This is a genomic window from Streptomyces sp. NBC_01306, from assembly GCF_026340465.1.
Lineage (GTDB): Bacteria > Actinomycetota > Actinomycetes > Streptomycetales > Streptomycetaceae > Streptomyces.
Window position 1 is genome coordinate 1 of sequence record NZ_JAPEPC010000002.1, and the last position, 26,735, is coordinate 26,735.

Annotated in this window: 23 protein-coding genes and 1 pseudogene; 9 read left to right on the forward strand and 15 right to left on the reverse strand. The window is 68.0% G+C overall.

The window, feature by feature from the left end; translation table 11 throughout:
- Positions 1-13: 13 nt before the first annotated feature.
- From OG385_RS33255 to OG385_RS33285, 7 genes are all read right to left on the reverse strand, one after another.
- Positions 14-136 (reverse strand): hypothetical protein, encoded by a 123-nt coding sequence (locus OG385_RS33255; protein ID WP_266861401.1) that lies wholly within the window; start codon positions 134-136, stop codon positions 14-16.
- Positions 133-1,116: a carbohydrate kinase family protein gene (locus OG385_RS33260; RefSeq protein WP_266861403.1), complete on the reverse strand. Its 984-nt coding sequence runs from the start codon at positions 1,114-1,116 to the stop codon at positions 133-135. The genes OG385_RS33255 and OG385_RS33260 overlap by 4 nt, the downstream gene beginning before the upstream one ends.
- 188 nt (positions 1,117-1,304) lie before the next feature.
- Positions 1,305-2,531, reverse strand: a complete 1,227-nt coding sequence (metK, locus tag OG385_RS33265) for a methionine adenosyltransferase (protein WP_266861405.1) — start codon at positions 2,529-2,531, stop codon at positions 1,305-1,307.
- Between the two features lie 391 nt (positions 2,532-2,922).
- The gene (locus OG385_RS33270; protein ID WP_266861407.1) at positions 2,923-3,570 is read right to left on the reverse strand and encodes a class I SAM-dependent methyltransferase; all 648 of its coding nucleotides are present in this window, start codon (positions 3,568-3,570) and stop codon (positions 2,923-2,925) included.
- Between the two features lie 57 nt (positions 3,571-3,627).
- Positions 3,628-4,638 carry a DMT family transporter gene (locus tag OG385_RS33275; protein ID WP_266861409.1) on the reverse strand — a complete coding sequence of 337 codons (1,011 nt, stop codon included), beginning with the start codon at positions 4,636-4,638 and terminating at the stop codon, positions 3,628-3,630.
- On the reverse strand, positions 4,638-5,636 hold the full coding sequence (locus tag OG385_RS33280) for a PLP-dependent cysteine synthase family protein (protein ID WP_266861411.1): 999 nt from the start codon (positions 5,634-5,636) through the stop codon (positions 4,638-4,640). The genes OG385_RS33275 and OG385_RS33280 overlap by 1 nt, the downstream gene beginning before the upstream one ends.
- A gap of 300 nt (positions 5,637-5,936) precedes the next feature.
- Complete coding sequence (locus tag OG385_RS33285) at positions 5,937-6,923, reverse strand: class I SAM-dependent methyltransferase (protein WP_266861413.1); 987 nt, start codon at positions 6,921-6,923, stop codon at positions 5,937-5,939.
- 854 nt (positions 6,924-7,777) lie between these two features.
- Here OG385_RS33285 and OG385_RS33290 point away from each other — a divergent pair.
- The 3 genes from OG385_RS33290 to OG385_RS33300 all read left to right on the forward strand — a co-directional run bounded on the left by OG385_RS33290 (position 7,778) and on the right by OG385_RS33300 (position 10,864).
- Complete coding sequence (locus OG385_RS33290) at positions 7,778-8,449, forward strand: class II aldolase/adducin family protein (protein ID WP_266861415.1); 672 nt, start codon at positions 7,778-7,780, stop codon at positions 8,447-8,449.
- On the forward strand, positions 8,446-8,997 hold the full coding sequence (locus tag OG385_RS33295) for a cupin (RefSeq protein WP_266861417.1): 552 nt from the start codon (positions 8,446-8,448) through the stop codon (positions 8,995-8,997). Before OG385_RS33290 ends, OG385_RS33295 begins: the two co-directional genes overlap by 4 nt.
- A gap of 463 nt (positions 8,998-9,460) precedes the next feature.
- Positions 9,461-10,864: a helix-turn-helix domain-containing protein gene (locus OG385_RS33300; RefSeq protein ID WP_266861419.1), complete on the forward strand. Its 1,404-nt coding sequence runs from the start codon at positions 9,461-9,463 to the stop codon at positions 10,862-10,864.
- A 67-nt stretch (positions 10,865-10,931) separates the two neighbouring features.
- Here the strand turns inward: OG385_RS33300 and OG385_RS33305 are convergent.
- The 3 genes and pseudogenes from OG385_RS33305 to OG385_RS33315 all read right to left on the reverse strand — a co-directional run.
- Positions 10,932-11,258: pseudogene (locus OG385_RS33305) on the reverse strand (transposase); the annotation flags it as partial.
- A 48-nt stretch (positions 11,259-11,306) separates the two neighbouring features.
- On the reverse strand, positions 11,307-11,666 hold the full coding sequence (locus tag OG385_RS33310) for a hypothetical protein (RefSeq protein ID WP_266861421.1): 360 nt from the start codon (positions 11,664-11,666) through the stop codon (positions 11,307-11,309).
- A 426-nt stretch (positions 11,667-12,092) separates the two neighbouring features.
- On the reverse strand, positions 12,093-12,662 hold the full coding sequence (locus tag OG385_RS33315; protein ID WP_266861423.1) for a TetR/AcrR family transcriptional regulator: 570 nt from the start codon (positions 12,660-12,662) through the stop codon (positions 12,093-12,095).
- Between the two features lie 488 nt (positions 12,663-13,150).
- On the opposite strand from OG385_RS33315, the gene OG385_RS33320 reads away from it, so the two are divergent.
- A complete protein-coding gene (locus tag OG385_RS33320; protein WP_266861425.1) occupies positions 13,151-13,843 on the forward strand; it encodes a haloacid dehalogenase type II in 693 nt (230 codons plus the stop codon).
- Between the two features lie 12 nt (positions 13,844-13,855).
- Here OG385_RS33320 and manD read toward each other — a convergent pair whose 3' ends face one another.
- From manD to OG385_RS33340, 4 genes are all read right to left on the reverse strand, one after another.
- Positions 13,856-15,070 carry a D-mannonate dehydratase ManD gene (gene manD, locus OG385_RS33325; RefSeq protein ID WP_266861427.1) on the reverse strand — a complete coding sequence of 405 codons (1,215 nt, stop codon included), beginning with the start codon at positions 15,068-15,070 and terminating at the stop codon, positions 13,856-13,858.
- A gap of 122 nt (positions 15,071-15,192) precedes the next feature.
- Entirely contained in the window at positions 15,193-16,695 is a 1,503-nt protein-coding gene (locus OG385_RS33330; protein ID WP_266861429.1) for a mannitol dehydrogenase family protein, read from the reverse strand.
- 2 nt (positions 16,696-16,697) lie between these two features.
- Complete coding sequence (locus tag OG385_RS33335) at positions 16,698-17,756, reverse strand: NAD(P)-dependent alcohol dehydrogenase (RefSeq protein WP_266861431.1); 1,059 nt, start codon at positions 17,754-17,756, stop codon at positions 16,698-16,700.
- A 50-nt stretch (positions 17,757-17,806) separates the two neighbouring features.
- A complete protein-coding gene (locus OG385_RS33340; protein WP_266861433.1) occupies positions 17,807-19,162 on the reverse strand; it encodes an MFS transporter in 1,356 nt (451 codons plus the stop codon).
- Between the two features lie 218 nt (positions 19,163-19,380).
- On the opposite strand from OG385_RS33340, the gene OG385_RS33345 reads away from it, so the two are divergent.
- Entirely contained in the window at positions 19,381-20,160 is a 780-nt protein-coding gene (locus tag OG385_RS33345) for a GntR family transcriptional regulator (protein ID WP_266861435.1), read from the forward strand.
- Positions 20,161-20,394: 234 nt separating this feature from the next.
- On the opposite strand, the gene OG385_RS33350 is transcribed toward OG385_RS33345, so the two are convergent.
- Positions 20,395-20,994 (reverse strand): TetR/AcrR family transcriptional regulator, encoded by a 600-nt coding sequence (locus OG385_RS33350; RefSeq protein WP_266861437.1) that lies wholly within the window; start codon positions 20,992-20,994, stop codon positions 20,395-20,397.
- Between the two features lie 141 nt (positions 20,995-21,135).
- Between OG385_RS33350 and OG385_RS33355 the strand changes: the two genes are divergently transcribed.
- The 4 genes from OG385_RS33355 (at position 21,136) to OG385_RS33370 (ending at position 26,681) form a co-directional block, all read left to right on the forward strand.
- Entirely contained in the window at positions 21,136-21,981 is an 846-nt protein-coding gene (locus tag OG385_RS33355) for a class I SAM-dependent methyltransferase (protein ID WP_266861439.1), read from the forward strand.
- A 453-nt stretch (positions 21,982-22,434) separates the two neighbouring features.
- Positions 22,435-23,895, forward strand: a complete 1,461-nt coding sequence (locus tag OG385_RS33360) for a PucR family transcriptional regulator (protein ID WP_266861440.1) — start codon at positions 22,435-22,437, stop codon at positions 23,893-23,895.
- 414 nt (positions 23,896-24,309) lie between these two features.
- Positions 24,310-25,491, forward strand: a complete 1,182-nt coding sequence (locus OG385_RS33365) for a CaiB/BaiF CoA-transferase family protein (protein ID WP_266861441.1) — start codon at positions 24,310-24,312, stop codon at positions 25,489-25,491.
- The gene (locus OG385_RS33370) at positions 25,488-26,681 is read left to right on the forward strand and encodes an acyl-CoA dehydrogenase family protein (protein WP_266861442.1); all 1,194 of its coding nucleotides are present in this window, start codon (positions 25,488-25,490) and stop codon (positions 26,679-26,681) included. The genes OG385_RS33365 and OG385_RS33370 overlap by 4 nt, the downstream gene beginning before the upstream one ends.
- Positions 26,682-26,735 lie beyond the last annotated feature (54 nt).

The window sequence follows — 26,735 nt, forward strand, 5'->3', positions numbered from 1 at the left end:
GCTGTCGTCCGCCTCACTGTTCGCCCCTGGCTGCCCGGCCCTCGTTGACGTAGGAGGCTTCGGGGTGGTGGTGGACGACGACGACGGCCGGTGCCTGGCGCAGGGCGTCTGTCCGTCGGCGCCGGGCCACGCTCATGACACGCGCGCCAGCTGCGCCTCAAGGGCACGGGCGGCGTCGCTGCCGTACGTCTGGTCGATGCGGGTGATCAGATCCGACGGGGACAGCTTGTACTCCTGGGTGCCGACCGATTCCAGCACGGTGGTGGCCAGGGCGCAGCCGAGCCGGGCCGCCTGTTCCTGCGGCCAGTTCCATGCGGTGCCGGCGAGGAAGCCGGACCGGAAGGCGTCTCCCGCCCCTGTGGGGTCGGCGATCTCGTCGGTGAGTACGGCCGGTATCCGCAGAGTGGGCGTATCCGAGCCGGCCAGTGACACCCCGGCCTCGCCCCGTGTGGTGATCCAGGTACCGACCCGGCCCAGGAGGTGTTCCTCGGTCCATCCGGTGCGTTCGAGCAGCAGGGCGGCCTCGTACTCATTGGTGAACAGCCACCGCGCCCCGTCGACGAGTTGTCGGGCCTGATTACGGTCGAGACGGGCGAGCTGCTGGGAGGGGTCGGCGGCAACGGGGATGGTCAGACGGTGGGCGGTGGCGGTGTGGCGCAGCATGGCGGCGGGGTCGTCGGCGCCGACCAGGACGAGTGCGGGCGCCCCGGTGCGTTCCGCGATCGCGGCCAGATCGATCCGGGAGGCCTCGGCCATGGCACCGGCGTAGAAGGTGGCGATCTGGTTCTGGTCCTCATCAGTGGTGCACACGAAGCGGGCGGTGTGCAGGTGGTCGCTCACCTGGACTGCGGTGGTGTCGACGCCGTTCGCCCGTAGCCAGGCATCGTATTCAGCGAAGTCGATGCCCGCGGCGCCGACCAGGATGGGGTCGAGACCGAACAAGCCGAGACCGAAGGCGATATTGGCGGCGACGCCACCTCTGCGTACCTCCAGCCGATCGGCGAGGAACGACAGGGATACCCGCTCCAGTTGCTCTTTGATCAGCTGCTCGGCGAAGCGTCCGGGGAACACCATCAGATGGTCGGTAGCTATCGATCCGGTCACGGCGATACGCACGGAAAAGCACTCCTTGGACCTGATGAGGGCGGGGTTGGGCGGGCGGAACGGCTCGGGTGGCGGCGCCACGCAGGGAAGCGGTGCGCGGTGCGGTGCGCGGCCATGGGAAAGGCCGCGCCCCGGCGGCGGGAGTGCCCGGGCAAGCCCTGGCACTCCTGCCGCCGGGGCTCGCTCCGGGCGCTCTGCTGTCAGCCCGCTGCCGCTGCCTTGCGCAGAGCGTCGGCGCGGTCGGTGCGCTCCCAGGTGAAGTCCGCCAGTTCGCGTCCGAAATGGCCGTAGGCGGCGGTCTCGGCGTAGATCGGGCGCAGCAGGTCCAGGTCACGGATGATCGCGGCCGGACGCAGGTCGAAGACCTCACTGACGGCATTCTCGATCTTCCCGACAGCGACCGTGTGGGTGCCGAAGGTCTCGACGAACAGGCCGACCGGTTCGGCCTTGCCGATGGCGTACGCGACCTGCACCTCGCAGCGCTCCGCCAGACCGGCCGCGACGACGTTCTTGGCCACCCAGCGCATCGCGTACGCCGCCGAACGGTCCACCTTCGACGGGTCCTTGCCGGAGAACGCGCCACCGCCGTGCCGGGCCATCCCCCCGTACGTATCGATGATGATCTTGCGACCGGTCAGACCCGCGTCACCCATCGGGCCACCGATCTCGAAACGGCCGGTCGGGTTCACCAGCAGCCGGTAGTCCTCGGTGTCCAACTTGATTCCGTCGTCGGCGAGTTGTGCCAGGACGTGTTCGACGACGTGCACCCGGATGTCGGGGGTGAGCAGGCTGTCCAGGTCGATGTCACTCGCGTGCTGCGAGGAAACGACGACGGTGTCCAGGCGGACCGGCCGGCTGCCCAGGTACTCGATGGTGACCTGGGTCTTTCCGTCGGGGCGCAGGTAGGGGACGGTCCCGTCCTTCCGGACTTCGGTCAGACGGCGTGAGAGGCGGTGCGCCAGCTCGATCGGCAGCGGCATCAGGGTGGGGGTCTCGGTGGCCGCGTAGCCGAACATCAGGCCCTGGTCGCCTGCTCCCTGCTGGTTCAGCTCGTCGGTCTCCCCGCCGCCGGCGGCGCCCTTGAGCCTGGACTCGTACGCTGTGTCGACGCCCTGGGCGATGTCCGGGGACTGCGCGCCGATCGATACCGACACGCCGCAGGAGGCGCCGTCGAAGCCCTTGGCCGAGGAGTCGTAGCCGATGTCGAGGATCTTCTCCCTCACCAGAGTGGGGATGTCGACGTAGGCGGAGGTCGTCGCCTCGCCCGCGATGTGGACCTGACCGGTGGTGATCAGGGTTTCGATCGCGACGCGCGATGCGGGGTCGTGACGCAGGAGTGCGTCGAGGATGGTGTCACTGATCTGGTCGGCGATCTTGTCGGGATGTCCCTCGGTCACTGATTCCGAGGTGAACAGGCTGCGGGACATGACACTCCAGGACAGTGGTGGGCGGACACGGGCTGGTGGGTGCGGAGTTGGTACGGGGTTGCGCGGGTGCGGAGTTGCGGGGTGCGCCCTTCGTATATACGTCTCGTGGTGTTCTGGTCGCGGCGTCATCCGAGTACAGCGGCACGCGTGTCACCGGTCGGCGTGCGGGCCCCTGGTGGGCGGGGCTGGACTTTCGTTGTCCCGGTGCCACCAGGGGTTCGCGCGTTCCTGACGCCGGGCCGGTCCGGGGCGGCCGCGCGGGCGGTGTTATGTCGCGTACCGCATGCGTCGCGCGTTGCCGGAAGGGCCTCGGCAGCAGGCCGCCCCGAGCAGAATCAGCGGTTCGTGCCCTTTACTGCCACTGCACTACTACTGCGCTGTTACTGCATCGCTACTGCGCCGGTCCTGTCTTACGGAAGACCCAGTAGTCGGCTCCCTCTTCCGCGATGTAGTTGGCGTCCTTCAGCTTGAATTCCAGGGAAGCCTGCTCGGTGACCTCCTTCGAGCGGGAGAAGTCCTCAAAGCCTGTTTCAGTGGCATAGCTGCCGCGGGTGGACACCAGGATCAGCCCATGGGGCCGGGCGTATTCGATGAGCGTGAGCAACGCCGTCGGGCGCACATGGCCGAGGGTGAACACGCCGCTGCTGACGACGATGTCGTACTGGTCCAGACGCTCATCGCGTACCGGTGTCGAGAGGTCCACGCCGCCGTAGACCTTCCGGTAGGCGTTGGTCTTGATGGCCTCGGCAGCCATGTTCTCCGACAGGTCGACGCCGTCGATCACGTACTTTCCCAGAGTGCTCAGGACACTGCCGACGAGGCCGGTGCCACAGCCGGCATCGAGAATGGTTGTTCCCGGCCTCCCGTAGGCGGAGGCGAGCAGGTGAACGAAGTTGGCCGCGACCCGCGGCGCCACCCACTTCTGATCCGCCAGGTCCACGTCGTACCGCGTCGCCCAGTCCTCGTAGTAGCTCTTCAGGCCAGAGGAATTGTCGAAGAACACGTGAGACTGCTTGATGTTCGCGAAGGAATTACTCATGGAATTGACTCCCTGTCAGGATAAGCCAACGATCATGACCGTTCTTTTCTTGTCCCGCTAAGTCACTGCGGGCACATCTGATGCGTCCGATCTTTCGGTCCCGGTGCCCCCGCTGTCCCCACTGTCCCCTGTGCCGCTCGACCGTGAATTCTTCACGTCGAACACCATGTAGACGGCGATGCCGGTGAGGACGAAGAGGGCCCCGCCGACCTCCGTCCAGGTAGGCATCCGCTGTTCCATCGGCAGACTCAGGATCGCGCCGAAAATCGTCTCCGTGGCGAGCAGCGGTCCTACCAGTGGTACCGGGATGCCCTGTGCCGCCTTCACCCAGATGTATGTCCCCCACCAGGATCCGATGACGCCCAGGAACACGCACCACGCGATGATCTTGAAGAGCGGATACGGATCGAATGTCGCATCCGGTGTGGAGGCAATGGCGAAGGGCAGCAGCACCATGGAGGCACCGCCTGCTCCCATCGCCACCAGAGCGGCCCAGATCGTGGGGTCCGGCTTCGTCTCCCAGGTCCGCTGCGACTGGGCATTACGAACCACGAAGTAGGACCAGGTCAGCATGGCCATGATGGCCAGGCCTATCCCGAAGAGCGAGTCGCTCGCGCCACCTGAATGCTTCCCCTGAAGGAGATCCGAGACACTGAGGAGGGTGAGACCGACGAGAATCAGGATGACCGGTGCGACGAGCTCACGCCACGACATGCGCTTTTCTGCGAAGTTACCGGCCACCGCGATCGTGATCGGTGACGATCCCACGACGACTGCGGTGATGAATCCGCCGCTCGTTGTGGCGGAGTACGAGACACAGATGTAGAAGACGAAGTACCCCACGAAGCCGATGTAGAGGCCGAAGAGGGTCCGCCGGACGGGCATCTGCCTGAGCTGGCTCCAGTTTCTGCACAGGACGTAGAGGCCGCACAGGCCGAACAAGGAGTACCGGCCGGTGACCAGGAGCAGTTCACTCGCGGGCTTGACGGCGGCCGGAGCGACGAAGGCGAAGGCCCAGAGCAGGGCGGCCGTGAGCGCGGCGGCAACATTTTTTCGTGTACTTCCCATTACAGGGTCGGTTCTGGTGAGTGAATCCGACGGGTATCAAAGCCGTTCTGCATAAGCCAATCCGGGTTGTAGATCTTCGAGATGTACTTGTTTCCGCTGTCCGGCAGGACGGTGACGATCGTTGCCGGTTTCGTGAACGAACGGGCAACTTGCACCGCGCCCCACACATTCGCCCCCGAGGTGCCGCCGCAGATGAGACCCTCGCGCGTTGCCAGGTGCCGGCACGTGGCGAAGGCCTCGGCGTCGGTGAACTGAATCACGTCATCGACGACGGAAAAGTCCATGCATTTCGCCAGGTGGTCCTCGCCGGCGCCCTCGACGAAATACGGCGCGATCTGCGAAGGGTCAACAACGCCCTCATGGAAGTAGCGGTGATAGATGGAACCGGCCGGATCGAGGAGGACAGACCGCACGGACGGGTTCTTCTGCTTCAGGAACCGCGAAGTTCCGGAGATGGTGCCGCCTGTACTCCCTGATGCGACGAACGCCGTCACCGACCGTCCGAGTGCCTCCCAGATCTCGGGGCCCGTCGAACGGAAATGCGCCTCCGCGTTGAGCGGGTTGTCATACTGATTGAGCATGAACGAGCCCGGCGTCTCGGCGTGGATGCGCCTCGCGCACGTCACATAGTGCTTTGCCGAGTCCGGCGGGGCGGAGGTGGGGCAGACAATCACCTCGGCCCCCATTGCGCGCAGCGCGTCCTGCTTTTCCTGGCTGACCTTGTCCGGCATGGTCAGAATCGCACGGTATCCGCGTGTTGCCGCCAGCATCGCGATCGCTGCACCGGTATTCCCGGAGGTGTTCTCCACGATTGTTGCGCCCGGCCCGAGGAGACCGCGACGCTCGGCATCATCGATGATGTACCGGACGATTCGGTCTTTGATGCTGCCCCCCGGATTTACGAATTCGACTTTGGCGAATATCCGAACATCGGCCGGAACGTCAAAGGTGTTCAGTTCGACGAGGGGTGTCTTGCCAATGAACGACTGGATATTCATGCCGGCTCCTTAGTACTGCGGGAGGAATGTAGCCAGGCGTGCGGACGACACGAAAGGGTACGAACAGGAAAGCGCGCGGACGGCAAGGGGGTTCGGACACGGTGGGGAGAGGACAGCATGTGACCGGGAGCCGGCAGAGACCGGTGAGAATCCGGCAGTGCGGTGCATCGGGCCGTACACGGTCAGGACATGCAGTTGCTTCATCGATGACCGCGTGTCAGGACCACACCGGTGGTTGCCGAATTCCTGCTTCACCGTGTCTCCGCCAACAGGCCGCTCCGAAAAGGCGGTGAAACCGTGTCAGAGAGCAGAGTCAGGAATCTTGACAGAGTCAAGAATCGCGACCGTGTGACCGACCTTTTGGCCCTTCTCGACCAGTGCCAGGGCATCCACCGCCGATATCTCGTACGGCGACAACTCCTTCTCCATCTGGAGAGCCTGCGCACCGGCTGCCGCGGGGGACATTCCCGCGAAGGCATCGCGCAGAACGCTCACCGGGTAGAAGTGGAACGGCCCCATCCCCTCCTTCTCCCACTGGGCATAGCCGCCGACCACCTCGTGCGGCTCGGACTGGATCTTCCACGTATAGGTCAGGATGCTGCCGTTGTAACCGGCGGCCCCGGCCAGAGACAGGATCTCGGACAACGGAATCCGCGCACCGATCGACGACAGCACCCGGCCACCGACCCGAAGGACCGGATGTGCCTGCTGCAGGGCCAGATAGTGCAGCGTCACAAGGTTCTTCTCCGCGAAGCCGGCAATCTCCTCAACGCGCTCCGCGATGAACGTCGAACTGGTCTGGCCATCAGCCAGATCACCGCTCCCCGCCATCGGGATATTGGGGAGGTTCTCGTAGATCACATCGACCTGCGACACCTTGCCGGCCAGCGGGGAGAGAATGTCCCCGGCGCCCCCGATCAGTTCGACATCCTGATCCAGGAGGTTGCTCTGAATGTTTTCCCGGGCGTGAGCGAGAACATCTTCGTGAAGGTCGGTGAAGCCAACGCTACGCGCCTGCAAAATCTCCACGGCCGCCAGGGCATCCAGTCCCGCACCCGTCCCGATCGTGCAGAACCGCGGAGCCAGGACACCCATCCGTGCAAGCGTCTTGAACGCCGGCACAGCAACACTGGCGACCCAGTCGGCGCGTGGCTCATCCGCCTTCGGCAGGTATGAATGGTCCGACAGCCTGAGCCCGATGGATGACTTGATCCGCTCCGGCTCCCCGACCTGGAAAAACTCGCTCGGCGACACAACCAGTTCGGCATAGTCGATGTGTGTACCCATCTCGGCCTCCTTCGACGTGGCGACAGCGCTGCTTCTACGAGAACTTCCGGCCCGCCCGGGCCAGCGGACAGCCGAAGGGCACACGAGGCGTCCTGCAACCGAAGGAACCAGCAGCAACCGGATCGCGCCCTTCACGAGGAACGGCGCCCCTGCGGCGGAAGTGACTTCACTATCGTCAACTCCCGCAAAGCTGTACAGGGTTGCCCTGTTGCCTCTCCCGAGGCAACAGCAACAGGACCATCCAGGGCCTGAAACCCGGAGCTGCCGCACAAGTCCCTTGACCCGGATGTGTTCACCGGTGACAGACCACGCCGAACGGCCGGTGGGCGAAGGGCCGTCAGGACACCTCGCGCAGGGCTGCAATGGCGGTGCGGCGGGAAGGGCAGCGCAGCGAGGACAGCGGCGCGGCCGGCCCGGCTGTCTGCCGCCCCCGCATGCACTGCACTTCGGACACCCTGCGAGCCAACGTGTGCCAGGGCTCGGCCGCGTGCTCCTTCACCAGTCAGCGCCAGGCCCCGGCTGCAGGCTCCCTCGCCCCCTCGGAGGAAACCACCCCCGTCACTTACCAGGCACGTCGGAAGGCTGCAACTGGAAGGGCCTTTCCAGCCACCCGGGAAGTGGGCCGTTGACACCGGGAAAATCAACTCCGTAGCATGTAACTATACCGGTTGGTATAGCTCACCGTTCCGCTCACGCGAAGGAGATGCACGCGTGTCGCTCCATCAGTCCGGCCAGGCGACTCCGGGGGCCCTGAACCTCCCCGGACCGCGCGCTGTTGATCCACCGCAACGGCACCAGGAAGGCAGCCGGTGCACGAGAACAGACCCGTCGCCCCGCGCAGGAGGAGAGGGCCTGTGAAACCCGTATGCATCAGCGAGGATGCCGAGCTGCAGCGTGAACACCTCTCGGCTGCCTGCCAGTCCCTGTACCGGCGCGGCTGGATGCCCGGAACGTTCGGCAGCGTCTCGGTCAGGTCGGGTGAAGCGGTCATGATCACCGCAGGCGACCTGAGCAAGAGGGTGATGACCGATCAGGACACGGTGATGGTCGACCCGTTCAAAGGGCTGCCGCTGCTCGGAGAGAGCGAATGGCCGCCCGCCGAAACCCCGGTACACCTCGCGCTCTACCGGCGGCTGCCCGGCTGCGGAGCAGTGATCCACGCACACGCACCGTGGTCCACAGCACTTGCCACCCGGACCGCCGGCGCCGACCGCACCGGCCAAGTGGTCTTCGAGGAAATGGAAATGGCGAAGAGCCTCGACGTACCGGACCCCCGCCTGGTCGTACTGCCCATCGTCGCGAACCACCTGGACGCGTCCCTCATCGCCGACGACGTGACGGCCCTCCTCGATGATCCGGCCGCCGACACCCCGCCTGCTCTGCTCATCGACCGCGACGGCATGTTCTCCTTCGGCCGCGACATCGACGAAGCGCGCAACAGGCTGGAGTGCGTCGAGGAACTCAGCCACCTGCTCCTGCTGACGGGCGCCGACGAGCCCGGCACGGCCAAGGTGAGTGCCCGGTGACGCTGCTGCAGATCATGCCGGAGGACGCACCGCAGACGATCACCGTGCACAGCGACGACCTGGACGTCATCCGCAAAGAACTGCTCAGAATCGGTGTGCGCTTCGCGCGATGGCACGCCGCCCGCCGGCTCCCCGCCGACGCGGACGACTCCACCATCATGAATGCCTACCGGAGCCACATCGATCACGTCAGCGCCGAGAGCAACCACCGGGTCGTCGACATCGCACGCATGACCCCCACCTCGCCCGGTCCCGGCCAGCCCCGGCACAAGGAGCACTTCCACGACGAGGACCTCGTGCGCTTCGTCGTAGCTGGAGCCGGCTGCTTCTACCTCCACGTCGCCGGTCAGGTACACGCGATGCTCTGCACAGCAGGAGATCTGCTGTCCATACCCAGCCGGACGAAGCACTGGTTCGACGCAGGGACACGACCGAACTACACCGCGGTCCGCTTCTTCCAGGATGACAACGGCTGCGCCGCCCGGTTCCTGCCGGACAGCATCGCCGCCCGGTTCCCGGCCTTCGACGAACTGACAGTCGCACCATGAGCGACACAGCCGCCCTCCCAGCCGTCCGATGTCCCAGCCCCGAGCGGCACGAGCAACGTGACAGGCCCGCGCCGCCACATGGACGACGCAGAACCGCATAGCGGAACGCAGAGGACGCAGAGGAACGTGGGCACGATGTTCCGTCCCGGCATCTGCGCGCCACAGATGTTACCGGCGGACAACTCCCGGCCCCTGGGGCGGGGCCCGGGCTCTGACAACGTCGTCATCCGGATACCCACCAGCACATCCGACGCCGAGTGCGCCGGTGGACACCTGGATACACATAGGCAGCCCCGCCCGAGCCAGTTCGCAACCACGACCTGGACCACCGAGCCTGCAGCCCCCGCCGCCTGCACCGAGCGGGTCGGGAGCCCAATCAGCATCTGAAGTACGCACGGCATCCCACCAACTCCGCTCCGGAGCTGGCCGCTCTAGACGATCTGTACGATTCTGGGGGCTTGAAGTGGTACGGGAACCAGCGCAGGGATCAACAACAACCCGGCCTTCCCACACGGATGCCGGCTACCCGCCGCGTACCGGCGGTCCCGCAACATTCGGGCAACTGCTCCGGGCCCACCGCACACAGCGAGGACTCTCCCTCACACAACTCGCCGCCCTCGTACACTTCAACCGGGGCCACGTCAGCAAGATCGAAACCGACAAACGACCTCCCTCGGTCAGCTTCGCAGAGGCCTGCGACCGGGAACTCGACGTCGGAAACACCTTCACCACCATCGCCTCAGCCCTCGAAGCCGCCTCCCGCCATCAGCAAGGATGGATCCAGCCCGCCCAACTTCCCCCGGCCAAAAAGAACTTCGTGGGACGGCGTGACCACCTGACCCGCCTCGAAAGGTTACTCCCCGGCGACCAGCACTCCCTTGCCTTACCCGTCGCACTCATCAGCGGACCACCGGGCGTCGGCAAAACCGCACTCGCAGTACAAGCGGCACACCGGGCCGTCAACGACGGCCACTTCACCGACGGGCAACTCTTCGTCAACCTCCAGGGCCCCGAGCCAGGAACCGCAGCAGCCCCCCACGACGTCCTCGAAGACCTGCTCCGCGCCGTGGGCGTACCGACCGACCGCATCCCCACAGACCTGGACCAAAGGGCCGCCACCTTCCGGTCCTTCCTCCACGGCCGCGAAATACTGCTCGTCCTGGACAACGCCGCCAACGCCCAGCAGATCTATCCCCTGCTGCCCGGCTCACCAGGATGCGCCGTCATAGTCACCAGCCGCTCACGCCTGCCGGGACTCATGTCCCGCGTCGACGCCACCACCCTCCCACTGGCAGAACTGTGCCAGCCCGAAGCCGCCATGCTGATCCGCGCGATCATAGGCGACACACGCGCCGACGCCGGCCCCAGCGCCGTAACCGTCCTGGCAGAACGCTGCGGACACCTCCCCCTCGCACTGGTCCTCGCCGCCGAACACATCGTCAGCCACCAACACCACAGCGCCGACACGCTCGCCACCGAACTCAAACCCGAACACGCCCGCCTCAACCTCGCCGAAGGCGACATCGCACTCCGCAACGCCTTCGACACCAGCTACAGAGCGCTCGACGAACAGAGCGCCCGTATGTTCCGCCTCCTAGGCATACTCCCCGGCCACCTCATCGACGCCACCACCACCGCCACACCCGCAGGCATCACCCACAATGAAGCCGCACGACTCCTCCACAGCCTCGCCAGCGCACACCTCATCCGAAGCCAGGACGAACACCACTACCACATGCACATCCTCCTACGAGCCTACGCAGCCGACCTCGCACGGAAACTCGACACCCAACCCCAACCCACGAAGGCAATACACCCCACAGCCAAACCAGCAGCCACACCCACCCAACCCTCCCTCGTCGCCTAAGGGCTGTCCTGTAAATAAGCTTTGGCTCACCTCGGGCGTGCTTGGCCGCCGTGTGTCCCGCTCGTTGTCCGGCGAGAGCGAGGTTGTGCAGGCGGGCGATGCCGCGCATGGCGTGGTGGACTCCGTCGCCTTTGAGGCGGCAGTCGCGGAGGATCTTCCAGGTCTTCATGCGGGCGAAGGTGTGCTCGACGCGGGCCCGGCCCTGCTTGTGGGACCAGTAAGCCGCGACCAGCAGCGCCCGCTCCTCCAAGGAAAGGCCCCACGGCCGACCCTTGCGGACCGTGGTCGCACCCTCGCGCCGCAGCACGGTCACCAGCTTTACGAAGGCGCGCGGGCTCATCCCGGTGAACGGGGCTGTCCTGGACGGCTCCCACGCCGTGATCACACCAGCCACGCCGGGATCATCGCACCGTAGCGTGCCCCGCCAGCAAGCCTCCCCACCTCAGCGGAACTCGTGGACCAACTGGATCTCGCCGACGATGTGGGCGTTGAAGTCGTCCAGCTCCTCGGCTGGAACCCAGAGCTCAAGGATCGTCTGCCCGCCGGCCTGCTGGATGGGATACCGGCTCAAGAACTCCGACTCGACCTCGAAACGAGTGACGAAGCCTGCGCCGTCGTGCTTCACGTTCCAGTCCCGGGCGATCCTGATCGCGTAGTCCTCGTTCAGGACCGGGTAGAAGATCGGCTGCTCGGGCAGCCGGGGTGGCCAGGCACGCCAGTTCAGCTCCCGAACCAGATCCAGCTCCTTGGGGCCGGTGGGGCGCCACAGGGTCGTCGTTGCTTGCCGGCTGGTCATGTGCATCGCTCTCTGAACGTAGACCGCTGGTATGGCGGGTCGAGAGACCGGACGATACCGGCACCGCGAACTCAGTAGCTACACAGTTTCCGCAGCGTGGGCAGCTCCGTGACCAGCAGTTACGGGACAGTCCTCAGAGCCCACGACAGACAAACAAACGAGTCATCCAGCTCGGGACACGGACCACCGGTCCGACAGCACAACAGCCGCCCGACAGCCCCCATCGGACGGCAGAACCACGTCCGGGCAGCGGAGCGGCTTTCGGACGGCAACGGCAGGACGGACGCGCTGAGCTGAACCCGCCGTAGCCCAGAACAAACAACAAGAGCAAACTGAACACAAGATCATTTCAGTGAAGGGACTGAGCCCTCCCCCGCCAAGTGGCCGTGTCTCCGGTGACCGGATACCCCGGCACTGCTGAGCCGTCACGGGTCACTCGGCAAGTGCCCTCTCGATCAGAACAGCTGCCACCTGCTCAGCACGGTCAACAGCGTTATCCACCGACCGCATCGAATCAGCGATACAAGCCCCCTCATGAAGGATCAACACCTGCGCCGCCAGCGCAGCAGGATCCTGGGCACGGGCCTGCGTCGCGAGATCCTCCAAGTACGCAAAGAGCCAAGCCTTCTGATCACGGGCAACCTCTCGGCCCGGATGATCCTCAGGCAACTCCACAGAAGCATTGATAAAGGCACACCCCCGCGAGTTCCGCTCACGCATCCAGTCACGCAAAGCACTGAACGTCGCGAGGATCTTCTCACCGGGGGGAGCATCATCATCGTTCGCGTGCTTCACCAACGTAGAACGCCACAGACCATCGCGAGCACGCAGATACGCGACGATCAGATCTTCCTTCGAGCCGAAGCAGTCATACAGGGTCTTCTTGGTGACACCCGCCTCGTCCGCGATCGCCTCCACGCCCACAGCGCGGATCCCCTGCTCGTAGAACAGCCGCGACGCGGTCTCAAGGACCCTCACACCAGCCGGCGTCAGGTGCCTCATACCCCGCCGCTTACCTCTCCGGCCCACGGTCTCACTGTTAATAGTCACCACCGAACGGTACACCCAACGGTATACTTACGACAGTTGTCGCACCGCCCCGGAATCCCGGCACCAATAACCGGGGCGCCGGACGGAACCCGCCCTGCCCGGCGCCCCGAAGCGACGGAACCACACCACTCCCTCTGCACCCCGGCACCGGGACAGCTACCCCATGCGCCATCCATGCGCAAACCAATGGAAATTGGACACCCACCCGTCGGCGGCGGACTCATTCCCGCCGACTCCCAGGGTGGCGACACGCCGCCGACGGTGTAATGCCGTTCCCCGACCGCCGGACCCGACCAGGCTGTACACGGTCACCGCTCTACCGGAATATCGCCGGGCACGACCACCTGGGCACAACTCACCAACACCGTGCCGCAGTAAAACACTTCGGGCCACACCACACCCGATATCCACAATCCCGAACACCACAATGGGGAGGCCCCATGGACCGGGCGAACAACATCGAAGCCATCGTCTTCGACGTCCTCGGCACCATGGTCGACGAACCGGGCAGCCTGCGAACAGCCATCCGCAACGCACTGCCCGCAGCCGACGACACGACCATCGACCAACTCCTCACCGTATGGCAGAACCACGTCGCCAACGAACAGCAACGCATCCACGAAGGGACCCGCCCCTACGCCAACTCCGACATCATCGACCGCGAAGCAGCCCACCACGTAGCCGCCCGCTCCGGCCTCACCGACCCCGACACCATCGAACAACTCGCGACAGCAGGCCAGCGCATGAAACCCTGGAACGACTCCCCCACCGCGCTCGCCAGCCTCGCCGCGAACTTCCCGGTACTCGCCCTCACCCACGCCAGCCGTGCATGCCTGCTGCGCCTCAACGCGCACGCCGGTCTCCGCTGGCACCAAGCCCTCTCAGCCGAAGACGCCCAGGCCTACAAACCCGCGCCCCAGGTGTACCAACTCGCGCTCAACGCCGCGCAATGCCCACCCCAACACGTCCTCATGGTTGCCGCACACGCCTGGGACCTGCGCGGAGCCCAGAGCCACGGAATACTGACCGCCTACATCCACCGACCCACCGGAAACCCCCCGAGCAAGACCGACACCTTCAACTGGCACACGAACAACCTCACCGAACTCACCCACGCCCTGGCCACACCATAGAAGCACCAGCACTCACCAGTCGTGAACGGAACCGTCTCGCAAGCTGTTGACCGGCAGGTACTTGCGCTCGTACGGGAACCTCGCAGCTGCTGTCTCGTCGAACTCGACGCCGATGCCGGGCTCGTCGCCGGGGTGCATCAGGCCGTCCTCGAACGTCCAGGAGGTGTGGAACACCTCCTCGTAGCCCGGCAGATGGGCCATGTACTCCTGCATGCCGAAGTTCGGGACGGACAGGTCGACGTGGAGTGCTGCGGCGAGCGAGGCCGGGGAGAGGTCACCCGCGCCGTGTGAGCCGGAGCGCACCCCGTACAGCTCGGCCAGAGAGAAGATCTTACGGAGGTGGGTGATGCCGCCCGCGTGGGAGACGGAGGTGCGGACGTAGTCGATCAGCCGGTTGGTGATCAGGTGCTGGCAGTCCCAGATGGAGTTGAAGATCTCGCCGACCGCGAGCGGCGTCGTGGTGTGCTGGCGGATCAGGCGGAACGCCTCCTGGTCCTCGGCCGGAGTCGGGTCCTCGATCCAGAAAAGGCGGTACGGCTCCAGGGACTTGCCGAGCCGGCCCGCCTCGATCGGGGTGAGCCGGTGGTGCACGTCGTGCAGGAGCTGGAAGCCGTAGCCGAACTCCTCGCGGACAGCGGCCATGTACGTCGGCACGAAGTCCACGTAGGCGCCCGTGTCCCAGACTTCCTCGGTGGGAAGAGCGCCATCGGCAGGCTCGTACGTCGCACCGTCTCCCTTACGCATGCCGTAGACCCGCTCCAGCCCCGGCACCGCCGCCTGCGCGCGCACCGCGCGGAAGCCCTTGTCGAGGAAGCGTCCTACGTCGTCGAGGAGTTCGGGGATCGTGTTGCCGCTGGCGTGGCCGTAGACGGTGACGCCATCACGGGCCGCGCCGCCGAGCAGCTGGTACACCGGCAGGCCCGCGACCTTGCCCTTGATGTCCCACAGGGCGACGTCGACGGCGGCGATGGCGGTCATGGTGACCGGGCCGCGCCGCCAGTAGGCACCCTTGTACAGGTACTGCCACAGGTGCTCGATACGCGCCGGGTCCTTGCCGACGAGGGTCGGGCAGACGTGGTCGCGCAGGTAGGAGGCGACGGACAGCTCACGGCCGTTGAGGGTGGCGTCGCCGATGCCGGTGACGCCGTCGGAAGTGGTGATCTTCAGGGTGACGTAGTTGCGGCCGGGGCAGGTGACAAAGACCTCGGCTGAGGTGATCGTGGCCATGGGGTGCCGTTCTTCTCGTTGGACGGGAAGGTCGCTTCGTAGGGAGGGAAGGTCGCTTCGTGGGGCGGGGTGAAAGTGCGGGTGATGCCGGCCGCCGCACGGGGCGGCGGTCGGCACCGGCTTCAGGTGCGGGCCCAGCGCAGGGCGGCTTCGACTCCATGTGTGTGCAGTGTCCGCGCAGTCTCCGTCACGGCGCTCGCGAACGCACCGTCCCGAGCTGCCTGTTGGGGCAGCAGTCCGCCCTCGGCGAGGATCAGTCTCGCCGCCTCGCCGGGTTCAGGAGCGCGCCGGGTCAGTTCGGCCAGGCGCACCCGTGCTGCGTCGTGGACCGTGCCGAGCACCTGCTCGTCGTAGGCGTCGGCGCAGCCGGTGACGATGCGCACGTACGCGGCAACGCCGAGGGCGAGCACGCGCGGCACACGCCCGGCGGCCAGCGACTCCTCGATGACACCCGCCCAGCGCACCGGGATCTTCAGTGAGCCGTCGGAGGCGACCTGGGCGGTGCGGTGGCCGAGGGCCGGGTTGGCGAAGCGTTCGAGGAGTTCGGCGATATACGCCTTGCCCGGCATGCCCTGCGGTTCGGTGACGGTCGGCAGGATCTCGTCCCGCATGGCCGCCTCGACTGCGGTGCCGATCAGGTCGTCGGTGACGGCCTGATCGATGGAGCGATGGCCGCGCAACAGGCCCAGGTAGGCGAGGAGCGAGTGCGCGCCGTTGAGCAGGCGCAGCTTCATCAGTTCGTACGGGGCCACGTCATCGGTGAAGACGGCGCCCGTGGCCTCCCAGGCGGGCCGGCCCGCACGGAAGTCGTCCTGCATCACCCACAGTCTGTACGGCTCGGCCGGCACCGGCACGGTGTCACGGACGCCGAACGCGCGGGCGACCAGGGCGCGGTGCTCGTCGGTGGTGGCGGGCGCGATCCGGTCGACCATGGTGCTCGGTGTGGACACGGACGTGTCGACGTACGCCTGGAGGTCTTCGCGTTCGGCGGCGGGCAGTGCGGCGATGAACTCGCTGATCAGGCGGCGGAGTTGGCTACCGTTGTCCATGAGGTTGTCGCAGCACAGGACCGTGACGGGTGCGGCGCCCGTGCGTAGCCGCTGCTGCAACCCGCGCACGGTGAGGCCGAGCGCGGTCCGGGGGGTGGTGCCTGTCAGGTCGGCGCGGACCAGTGGGTCGTCGAGGTCGAGATGTCCGTCGGGGCCGAAGGTGTAGCCTTTCTCGGTCACCGTGAGGGAGACGATGCGGGTCCTGGTGCTGCCGATCGCGGCGACGACATCGGCGCCCTGCCCGTCGGCGGCGAGGCCGGGGTGGTGCACACCGGGGACTTCGGCCGCGACGCCGCCGTCGCGGCGCAACGTCAACACCGTGTACAGGCCGCTCTGTTCGGCCATGCCGGTGAGTACCGGGCGGGTCCCGCGGCCGGGGCTCGTGGATACTCCGGTGATACCCCAGGGCCCGTCGGCGTGGCGCAGCGCGTCGGCGGTGTAGACGGCCTGGTGGGCGCGGTGGAAGTTGCCGAGACCCAGGTGGACGATGCCGGGCTCGGGCAGGCTCGGCGGCAGTGTGAGACCGGGGACGGGCAGGCACGTTCGGGAGAGGCGGGGCAGGGTGCGGATGTCCATGGTCAGACCTCGCCGCCCGGCTCGATCAGGACTTTGAGCTGTGTGCGGTCGGTGAGTGCGGTATCGAGGGCCTCAGCGGCCCGCTCCAACGGGAAGACGGCGGTGACCAGTTCGGCCGGCTGGATCCGGCCGGACGCGGCGAGCCGGACAGCGGCCGGGAAGTCCCCGGCCGCGTACCGGAAGGAGGTGACCAAGGACAGCTCCTGGCGCTGCATCCAGGCCAGCGGGAGGTCGGTGAGTGGCCGGTTCGGGTTGCCGACGACGACCGCGGTGCCGCCCGGGCGCAGGGCACGGATCCCTGACACCAGGGCGGGTCCGACGCCGGAGCAGTCCAGGACGAGGTCGTAGCCGTCCGGGTCGGCGAGGGCGTGCGCCCGCTCCGGGTCGGGGGTGAGGTCGGCGGCGTCCACGGTCGCCATGCCGTGCCGGGCGGCGAACTCCCGCCGGGCAGCGGCCACATCGGACACCGTAACGGATCCGGCTCCCGACGCGGCGGCGACCTGCGCGACCAGCACGCCGATCGGCCCGGCTCCGGTGACCAGGACCCGTGCGCCCGGTTGGAGCCCACTGCGCCGGACGGCATGCACGGCCACGGCGAGTGGCTCGACGAGCGCACCGAGCCGTATGTCCATGGTTGCGGGCAGCGGGTGCACGAAGTCTCCCGGAACGCATACGTACTCGGCGAGCGCGCCGTCGGTGGGCGGGGAGCCGAAGCAGGTGCCCAGGGGGCAGAGGTTGTAGCGTCCTGCGCGGCACAGGGCGCAGCGTCCGCAGGGGTGCGCGGGCTCGACCGCGACGGCCGTGCCGTGCGGCAGATCGACCGCGCCCGCGCCGCGCCCGACGACGACACCGGCAGGTTCGTGACCGGGCACGGTGGGTTGCCGCAGCACGTTCGGACCGTTCTCGCCGTGAGCGTAGTAGTGCAGGTCCGAGCCGCGCAGCCCGACCGCGCGGACGGCGACGAGGACCTCACCCGCCGTGGGCTCGGGCAGCGGCCGGTCTTCGATGCGCAGGTCCTTGGGTCCGTGCAGCACGGCGGCGCGGTGCGTGGTCCTGTCCACGGGGCGAGCCTTTCTGTCGTACGGGGTGGGGGCGGGCCGGAACTCCGGAACTAACGGGCCTGCAGCGGTTCGACGCTCTTGATCACGAACGCGTAGGTGAGGGCGCCGACGATCGAGAGAGCACCGGAGACGAGCAGCGGCACGAGGTAGGAGCCGCCGGACGACGCCAGCAGGTAGCCGGTGACGATCGGGCCGAGAGCGCCCGCCACGTTCGAGGCGAAGTTCTGGATGCCGGCGAGGGAAGCGACGTGCCCGGCGGTGGGTGCGACGTCGGCGGGCAGCGAGGCGACGGACGCGGTGGCGAAGGTCAGCGACGCGTAGCTGAGCGAGAGCAGCGCGAGGGCGCCGGCCGCGGTCGGCACGACGACCGCGAGGGCGATCACGGATGAGCAGAGCGTGCCGGAGACCAGGCAGGTCTTGCGGACCTTGGTGGTGGACCAGCCCTTGCGCAGGAGCCGGTCGGCGGTGAAGCCGCCGAGCAGCGAGCCGGCGATGGCTACCAGCCCCGGGACCGTCCCGAAGAAGCCGAGCTTGAGGAGATCGAAACCGCGCTCGTCGACGAGGTAGCTGGGGAACCAGGTGATGAAGAAGTAGACGACGTAGTTGAGGCAGAAGAAGCCGAGCATCATGCCCCAGACCGTCCGGTACCGGAACAGGTCGCGCCAGCGCACCTGTGCGGCGGCCGCGCTCTCGGCGGGGGTCTCCTCGACGCGGGCGCCACCCGCCTCGATGTAGGCGCGCTCCTCACCGGTGAGCTTCGGGTGGTCGGCAGGCTCGTGGTACAGCCGCCACCAGCCGATGATCCACAGGAAGCCGAGCAGACCGCAGGAGATGAAGGCGACGCGCCAGTGGAAGGCGGAGACGAGCAGGGTGACGAGCGGCAGCGCGATGGCGGTGCCGACCCGGGCACCGTTGTCCCAGACACTGTTGGCAAGGGTCCGCTCGTGCCGCGGGAACCAGCGCGAGACCGCTTTGGCGGGGGCCGGGTAGCCGGCGGCCTCACCCGCGCCGAGCAACAGGCGCGCCCCGACCAGTGTGCCGACGCCACGCACCAGGCCCATACCGACGGTAGCGACCGACCACCAGATGGCGCCGATGGCAAAGACCCTCTTGACGCCGAACCTGTCGAGCAGCGCACCGGCGGGCAGTTGGCACAGCGCGTAGGTGAGGAAGAAGGCGCTGAGGATGAAGCCCTGGGTCTCTGGTCCTATGTGCAGGTCCTTCGACATGGTGGGCAGCGCGACGCTGAGCGTGGAGCGGTCGAGGTAGTTGACCGCGAGACCGCCGAAGCACAGCAGGGCGATGCTCCAACGGACGTTCTTGCCACGGCCTCGGGGCCGGGTGGGGTGGGCCGTGCCTGGGGAGGCCTGTGTGGCCTCGGATTCGGTGACGGGGTGCGTCGTCATCGGGGACCTCCGGTCGCCATTGGCCGGTCGGAGGCGTCGTGGACATCGGGCACGGCGGCTCCTTCGTGCGGGGACGGGGTGTACGGGTGGGGTGGGCTGCGGCTCGCGAGACCGAAGGGGGTACGGGGACTCCCGACGACATTTTCTACCCTCTCGATGGCTTACATACAAGCCTTGTATGTAAGAATCTCCGCAGTTGAAAGTGAGAAGGTGACGTCATGGCAGCCCCGCAGCGATCCACAAGATCCACCCCGCGCCGCACTCCCGCCGCACCGGCCGCGCCGGCGAAGGAGTCGGTCCGCGTCCGCGTGCACGCACTCCTGCGGTCCCGGATCACTTCCCTGGAGCTGCTGCCGGGCACCCCGCTCTCCGAGAACGAGCTCGCGGCCGAGCTCGACGTCAGCCGCACCCCGGTGCGCGAGGCCCTGATCCTGCTCGGCGAGGAATCGCTGGTCGACGTCTTCCCGAAACTCGGTACGTTCGTCTCCCGCATCAGCGTCGACGCCGTACTGGAGGCCCAGTTCATGCGCGAGGCGCTCGAACTGGCCGCGCTGCGCGAGGCGGTGGGGCGCGCCGACGCCGAGGACATCGCGGCGCTGCGCGCCATCCTCGACGCCCAGCGCGCAGCGCTCACGACCGCGGACCCGGACGCGTTCTTCGAACAGGACGAGGCGTTCCACCGCCGCCTGATGGAAGCCAGCGGATACCGCACGCTGTGGCGCACGGTCACCACCGCCAAGGCCCACCTCGACCGGGCCAGGCGCCTCAGCCTCCCCCTCCCCCACCGCATCGAGAACCTCATCGCCGAACACACAGCGGTGGTTGACGCACTGGAGCAGCGTGACGCCGGGAGCGCAGAGAAGGCGTTGCGCGGACATCTCCAGGGGGTCTTCGAGGACACCGGGACGATCCAGGCGAACCGCCCGGAACTCTTCGCCGAGCCGCACGGCGGGACGGCGCCCGCCCGCCCCCGTGTCCATCCCGGACTGCGGACCTGACGACAGCCCCCCCCGGCCGGGGGGGGACACAGCGGGACTGACGTCCGCCGGGCACCCAGACCCGTCGGTCCGCCGTCAGGTCGGGGGGGACCGCCCTCAAGGTGGCGTAGAGCTTCTCGCCAGGCCGGTGGGAGCGCAGGGTCCCGGTCCGGCGGCGGAACTCTCACCACCGGTTGCCCGACGTCGCCCCGTTGCGCGTGCTGATCGGCTCCCCAGGCCATCGCAGGCCGTCGGTCAACTGCCGCTGGGGTCCGCGTCAACGAGCAGGGCGACCAGCCGCTTTGCCTGGTCCTGGGGGTCCAGCGTGCCGGACCAGCTGGTCATCAGGAGGTGGTGGACGGTACCGACGAGGGCAAGCGCGACCGAGGTGGTGTCGGTGCTGTCCGCGATGCGGCCGAGCCGCTGTTCGGCCTCCAGGTAGGCGTTGATCGCATCCTGGATCGCCGTGAATCCCGGCGCGCCGCCCGCCAGCGCCTGGCGAACCCGGAGGAACGTGGCGGGACGGGTCATGGTGACCCCGATGACCGCGGGATCCAGGGAGGTCAGAAGTGCGAGCGCGGCCGCGGTGAGGTTGTCGGACACAGTGGCATGCCCTGCTCGCTCCGGGAGTTCCCCGGCTTCTTGTGCAGTGCGCGCGAACCGGCTCAGGCACAGTTCGGCGACGAACTCGTCGAGCCCGTCGAAGTGAGCGTGCAACAGCCCCTTGGCGCAGCCCGCCTCGCCAGTGATCGCCCGGCTGGTCAGGGCCGCCGGGCCCTCGCGGGCCAGGACCCGCTCCGCAGCGTCGAAGAGCCGCTCACGAAGGTCGGGGATCGCCACTCCACGCGGTGACATAGGGCCTCTCCTGGTACGGGATGACGTCATGCGGCGCACCCCGGCGCACAAGGGGATTGCCAGTATGGGCGCACGCCCATACTGTTTGGGCGCATGCCCATTCTAGTCTCTGCAAGCGCATCATCCAGCAGGAGGTCCCGAATGCAGAACATCGCCAACACCGGTCAGTCGAAGGCGTGGAACGGTTACGAGGGCACTCACTGGGCCCAGAACCAGGATCGCTGGGACGCCGTGAACGGAGGTTTCAACGACCCCCTGCTCACCGCCGCCGCGATCGAGGAGGGCGACCACGTCCTGGACATCGGCTGCGGAGCCGGAAGTACCACCAGACTGGCCGCACGCCGAGCTCGGAGCGGCCAGGCCCTGGGGCTGGACCTGTCGGCGCCGATGCTGGCGCGAGCACGCGAGGCCGCACAACACGAAGGCCTCGGCAATGTGACCTTCGAGGAAGGGGACGCCCAGGTCCACGCCCTCGCACCAGGCGCATTCGACGTCGCGATCAGCCGCTTCGGGGTGATGTTCTTCGCTGATCCCGTCGCCGCCTTCGCCAACATCGGACGCGCTCTGCGCCCCGGTGGCCGCTTGGCGTTCGTCTGCGCCACAGCGGCCGACGGCAATGAATGGCTCCAGGCCATCGCGGCACTGCGCCACCTGCTGCCCGTGGGGGAGTTCGGTGCGCAGGGAAGCCCGGGAATGTTCTCCCTGGCGGACCCGGACCGTACCTGCGAAGTGATGGCCGCCGCCGGTTTCGAGCACATCGGCGCAGCGCACACGGAGGCGTTCGGGACATGGGGGCAGAACGCCGACGACGCGGCCGCCTTCCTGCTCGGTTCCGGCCCCGGACATCATCTGATCAGCCAGGTCGCGCCAGAGGTCCAGGAGCGCGCCCGTCAGACGCTCACGGACACTCTGCGCCGCCACGAGGAGGCCGGTGCGCTGCGACTGCGCAGCACCGCCTGGCTGGTCACCGCCGACCGGCCGAAGTAACGAGTCACCCTGCGAACGCTGTTGGGCCGACGGGGCAGAACGCAGGATGCCACATGGCAGTACGGGACCTGCGCGGCCTTCAGGCCCACGTGTTGCCTCGCCCGGTCTTCGGCCACGCGGGGTGGCTTCCTCCGTGGGGCCCTGCTCCTGCCCCCTACCCCCTACCCCACGGTCCAGCTGATGCCGCCGATACCGGTGCTGTAGAAGGCGCAGTGCCCGGACGACTCGCCCACCTGACCCGGCTGCACGGTCACGGAGTTCCCCGTCACGTCGGGGGCCATGCCACAGATGATGTTGGCGTGGAAGGTGACGGGGCCGGGTGCCGGCGCGCGGACCACGTGGCGACCCGGCCTGTAGCGGTCCGGGGGCGGCACCTACGCTTCACGGGGAAAGGGCTGTCGTGAACAGTGGCAGGAACAGCGCTGCACCGCACCGGCCGCAGAAGAAGGACCCATGCCCACGCTTGCCGCACTCGTCCGCACGCTCGGAACGGATCTCGCCCCGGTCCGCCCGGCGGTCCCGCCGCCGCGCGAGGTCACCGCAGTGCATGTCAGCGAACTCGCCGACCCGACACCCTATCTCTCGGGGGGCGAACTCCTCCTGACAACCGGGATGTGCTTGTCCGGCCGCACCGCCCAGGCACGCGCCTACACAACCCGGCTCGCGAGCCGGGGCGTTGCCGCTCTCGCCATCGGCCTCGGGCCCTCCCACCAGCGCGTGCCCGAGGCGCTGACCGAGGCCTGCGAGGCAGTCGGCCTGCCTTTGCTGGTCGTGCCGGGACCCACCCCCTTCCTGGTCGTTGCCCGCACCTACTGGTCCCTGGTCGCGGCCGCCGGTCAGGAGCAGCTGGCCTCAGCGCTGGTCTCGCACCGTGAGCTCGTGCGGGCGGCGGCCGGGCCCAACCCGGTGCCGACCGTCGTCCGCACGCTGGCCGGCGCAGTAGCAGGATGGGCTGCCCAACTGAGCGCGCAGGGAGAGGTGGTGGAGGTCTGGCCACGGGGGCGCCGGGCCAGCGCCCGCAAGACCAGCGCAGAGGTGGCCCGGCTCCGTGTCGCCGGTCCGCACTCCTCGGCCACGTTTCCGCTCGGGACCGATGACGTACTGCTCCAGCCCCTGACGAGCCGGGGTCGGCTCACCGGCTTCGTCGCCGTCGGCTGTCCAAGGCCCATGAACGGCCCCGACAGGCAGCTGACGCTGACCGCCTGCGCCCTGCTCGCCCTGCAGAGCGAGCAGCACCGACGCCTCGTGGCGGGCACCCGGGCGACCCGCGCTTGCGTGGGCCGGCTCCTGATGGCGGGATTCGTCGACGCGGCCCGGGCCCTGGCAGCGGAACTGGCTCTGCCGGCGATCGTTCCACGTATGCGGCCTCTCGTGCTGGCCATCGACACCGGCCCGGGCGGCGAGGAGGTCCTCGACTCCCTGGAGATGTCTGTGGCCAGGGAGAGGCGGCACTTCCCGGCCGTTGTGGAAGCGGACCGCATCTTGATCCTTATCGAGCCGTGCGACGCCCCAGCCGTCGCGGCCGCCGCACGGCCACTGCTGGCCGGCCGCGTGCGAGCGGTGCTGGGCACCGAGACCGACGTGGCCGAGCTGCACCGGCAACTGCCGGCCCTCAACCGCACGCTGGCGGGCGTTCCCGCCGGAACGCTCCGCGACCTGGCCGGCCAAGGCGTCGCCGCCGCGCCCACCCTGGAGCCCCTGCTCGCTTACCGCCACGCCGACCTTGTGGGGACTGTGGCCGCCTATCTGCGCCACCGCGGACAGTGGGAACGCGCGGCAGCCGACCTCGGAGTGCACCGCAATACGCTGCGCCACCGCATCGGCAGGGCCGCCACGCTGCTGGACGCCGACCTGGACGATCCCGATGTCGCCAGCCGGCTCTGGCTCACCCTGCGAGAAGACGGACTGGCCTGACCCGGACCGGGTGTGTTCGCCGTGTGCCCCATGCCGGGGCCCGTGCTTTCCGAAGAGCGCGCGGCTTCGGAAGGGGCCGGCCAAGATCCCGGCCGGGAGTGTCGAGCGTGGGCGCGGGCTCTCGCTGATCGCCGCACGCGTCCCGCATGTGGGCGTTCTGACCGCAGTCCAGGAATTCTTGTGCGGATCGTCCCATGATTTGCCGGCCCACCGGTGCCTAGGTTGACAGCCACCACACGGCCTCTGGCTTTCGGAAGGACCTCCCGTGACGACCGATGTCACCTCCCGGCCGCACCCCGCGGCCGGACTGCCAAGCGTTCCAAGTGCTCCAAGTGCCCCGCCCGTGCAGGGATTCGAACCGCGGCGCGGTCCGCTCTCCCCGCGCTCCTCTACGGGCGCGGTACGGAGGGTGTCATGACCGGCCCCCTGGAAGGTGTCCTGGTGGCGGACTTCAGCCGCGTGCTGGCCGGACCGCTGTGCACGATGACCCTGGCCGATCTGGGCGCCACCGTGGTCAAGGTGGAACGGCCCGGTTCCGGCGACGACACCCGTTCCTGGGGCCCGCCGTGGTCGGCGACGTCCAGCACCTACTTCGAGAGCGTCAACCGCTCCAAGCTCAGTGCCGCGCTCGACCTCTCGGACCCCGGCGACCTTGCCCTGGCACAGGAGCTGGCCCGGCGCGCCGACGTGCTGGTGGAGAACTTCCGTCCGGGAGCACTCGACCGCCTCGGTCTGGGCTACGAGCACGTCGCCGCGGCCAACCCAGGCGTCGTGTACTGCTCGGTGACCGGGTTCGGCAGCGGAGAGGGCTCCGACCTCCTCGGCTACGACTTCGTCGTGCAGGCTGTGGGCGGGCTGATGAGCATCACCGGTGAGGCCGACGGAGAGCCCACCAAGGCGGGTGTCGCCCTGGTGGACGTGCTCACCGGCAAGGACGCCGCCGTCGGCGTACTCGCCGCGCTGACGGAGCGCACCCGGACGGGTCGCGGTTGCCGGGTGGAGGTCAATCTCCTCTCCAGCCTGCTGGGGTCACTGGTCAACCAGGCGCAGAGCTGTCTGGAGACCGGCCGCTCTCCGGAGCGGATGGGAAACCGCCACCCTTCGATCGCCCCGTACGAAACGCTGCGCTGCCGGGACGGGCTGCTCGCGGTGGCGTGCGGCAACGACGGGCAGTTCACCCGTCTCGCGGCGGCTCTGGGCCGGCCGGAGCTGGCGGACGACGCCCGTTTCGCCACCAACGCGGCCCGGGTCGGCCACCGGGCCGAGCTGGTCACGGCACTGGAGAAGCTGCTCGCTGCCGACGAATCCGCCGTCTGGCAGCAACGCCTCACCGAGGCGGGAGTCCCCGCGGGGAAGGTCGGCACCGTGGCCGACGGCTTCGCACTCGCCGAGCGCCTGGGCCTCTCCCCCACGGTCACCCCGGCCGGCGGCACACCCGTACCGCGGCACGCCGCCACCTACTCCACCGGCCTGGTCCGGCCGCCGACACCACCCCCGGCACTCGGCGCCGACGATTCCGTGGTCCGGGCCTGGCTGTCCGAACCCGGCAGCCCGCCCCTCCACCGTCCCACGAACGAAAACGAGGTGACCTCATGACTCGATCGAACTCCCCGCGCACCAAGGCCGACCCGCTCGACCTGGCCGATATCGACGACCTGCTCAGTCCGGACGAGAAGGCCGTGCGCGCCGCCGTCCGACAGGTATGTGAGTCGTCGATCGACCCGTATGTCGCGGGGTGGTTCGAGGCGGGCGAGCTGCCCGCGATACGCGAACTCGCCAAGGAACTGGGCACCCTCGGTCTGCTCGGCATGCACCTCGACGGCTACGGCTGCGCGGGCATGAGCGCGGTCGACTACGGTCTCGCCTGCCTGGAGCTGGAGGCGAGCGACTCCGGAATCCGCTCGCTGGTCAGCGTGCAGGGATCGCTGGCGATGTACGCGATCCGGCGGTTCGGCAGCGAGGAGCACAAACAGCGGTGGCTGCCGCAGATGGCCTCCGGTGAGGCGATCGGCTGCTTCGGCCTCACCGAACCCGACCACGGCTCCGACCCCGGCAACATGCGCACGCGTGCCCGCCGCGACGGCGCCGACTGGGTGCTGGACGGCAGCAAGATGTGGATCACCAACGGCTCGGTCGCGGATGTCGCCGTGGTGTGGGCGCAGACCGGGGAAGGCGTACGCGGGTTCGTCGTGCCGACCGGCACGCCCGGCTTCTCCGCCCACACCATCAAGCACAAGATGTCGCTCCGCGCCTCGGTGACCAGTGAGCTGTCGCTGGACGGGGTCCGGTTGCCGGCGGCTGCCGCCTTCCCGGAGGTACGTGGTCTGCGCGGACCGCTGTCCTGCCTCAACGAGGCCCGCTACGGCATCATCTGGGGTGCCATGGGGGCAGCCCGCAGCGCCTTCCGGACGGCGTTGACCTATGCCGGGGAGCGTTCACAGTTCGGACGGCCGATCGGCGGCTTCCAGCTGACCCAGGCCAAGTTGGCCGATATGGCCGTGGAGCTCACCAACGGCACCCTGCTGGCCCTGCACCTGGGCCGCCGCAAGGACGGGGTGGGGCTGCGCCCGGAGCAGGTGAGCCTGGGCAAGCTCAACAACGTGAACAAGGCCCTGGAGATCTGCCGTACGGCGCGGACCGTTCTCGGCGCCAACGGGATCTCCTTGGAGTTCCCGGTGATCCGGCACATGAACAACCTGGAGTCCGTGCTGACTTACGAAGGCACTCCGGAGATGCACACCCTGGTCATCGGTCAGGCCCTGACCGGTCAGGCCGCCTTCCGCTGACGGCGCCACGGGACGCGCTCGCGGCGTAGCAGCGGGGCGGCGAGGTCGTCGGGC

Bases quoted from the DNA above. Each gene is read 5' to 3' on its own strand.
- metK (WP_266861405.1), bottom strand. From the start codon at position 2,531: ATGTCCCGCAGCCTGTTCACCTCGGAATCAGTGACCGAGGGACATCCC.
- OG385_RS33355 (WP_266861439.1), top strand. From the start codon at position 21,136: ATGCAGAACATCGCCAACACCGGTCAGTCGAAGGCGTGGAACGGTTAC.
- OG385_RS33370 (WP_266861442.1), top strand. From the start codon at position 25,488: ATGACTCGATCGAACTCCCCGCGCACCAAGGCCGACCCGCTCGACCTG.
- OG385_RS33365 (WP_266861441.1), top strand. From the start codon at position 24,310: ATGACCGGCCCCCTGGAAGGTGTCCTGGTGGCGGACTTCAGCCGCGTG.
- OG385_RS33350 (WP_266861437.1), bottom strand. From the start codon at position 20,994: ATGTCACCGCGTGGAGTGGCGATCCCCGACCTTCGTGAGCGGCTCTTC.
- OG385_RS33320 (WP_266861425.1), top strand. From the start codon at position 13,151: ATGGACCGGGCGAACAACATCGAAGCCATCGTCTTCGACGTCCTCGGC.
- OG385_RS33270 (WP_266861407.1), bottom strand. From the start codon at position 3,570: ATGAGTAATTCCTTCGCGAACATCAAGCAGTCTCACGTGTTCTTCGAC.
- OG385_RS33315 (WP_266861423.1), bottom strand. From the start codon at position 12,662: ATGAGGCACCTGACGCCGGCTGGTGTGAGGGTCCTTGAGACCGCGTCG.
- OG385_RS33285 (WP_266861413.1), bottom strand. From the start codon at position 6,923: ATGGGTACACACATCGACTATGCCGAACTGGTTGTGTCGCCGAGCGAG.
- OG385_RS33280 (WP_266861411.1), bottom strand. From the start codon at position 5,636: ATGAATATCCAGTCGTTCATTGGCAAGACACCCCTCGTCGAACTGAAC.
- OG385_RS33255 (WP_266861401.1), bottom strand. From the start codon at position 136: ATGAGCGTGGCCCGGCGCCGACGGACAGACGCCCTGCGCCAGGCACCG.
- OG385_RS33340 (WP_266861433.1), bottom strand. From the start codon at position 19,162: ATGACGACGCACCCCGTCACCGAATCCGAGGCCACACAGGCCTCCCCA.
- manD (WP_266861427.1), bottom strand. From the start codon at position 15,070: ATGGCCACGATCACCTCAGCCGAGGTCTTTGTCACCTGCCCCGGCCGC.
- OG385_RS33275 (WP_266861409.1), bottom strand. From the start codon at position 4,638: ATGGGAAGTACACGAAAAAATGTTGCCGCCGCGCTCACGGCCGCCCTG.
- OG385_RS33330 (WP_266861429.1), bottom strand. From the start codon at position 16,695: ATGGACATCCGCACCCTGCCCCGCCTCTCCCGAACGTGCCTGCCCGTC.
- OG385_RS33360 (WP_266861440.1), top strand. From the start codon at position 22,435: ATGCCCACGCTTGCCGCACTCGTCCGCACGCTCGGAACGGATCTCGCC.
- OG385_RS33345 (WP_266861435.1), top strand. From the start codon at position 19,381: ATGGCAGCCCCGCAGCGATCCACAAGATCCACCCCGCGCCGCACTCCC.
- OG385_RS33310 (WP_266861421.1), bottom strand. From the start codon at position 11,666: ATGCACATGACCAGCCGGCAAGCAACGACGACCCTGTGGCGCCCCACC.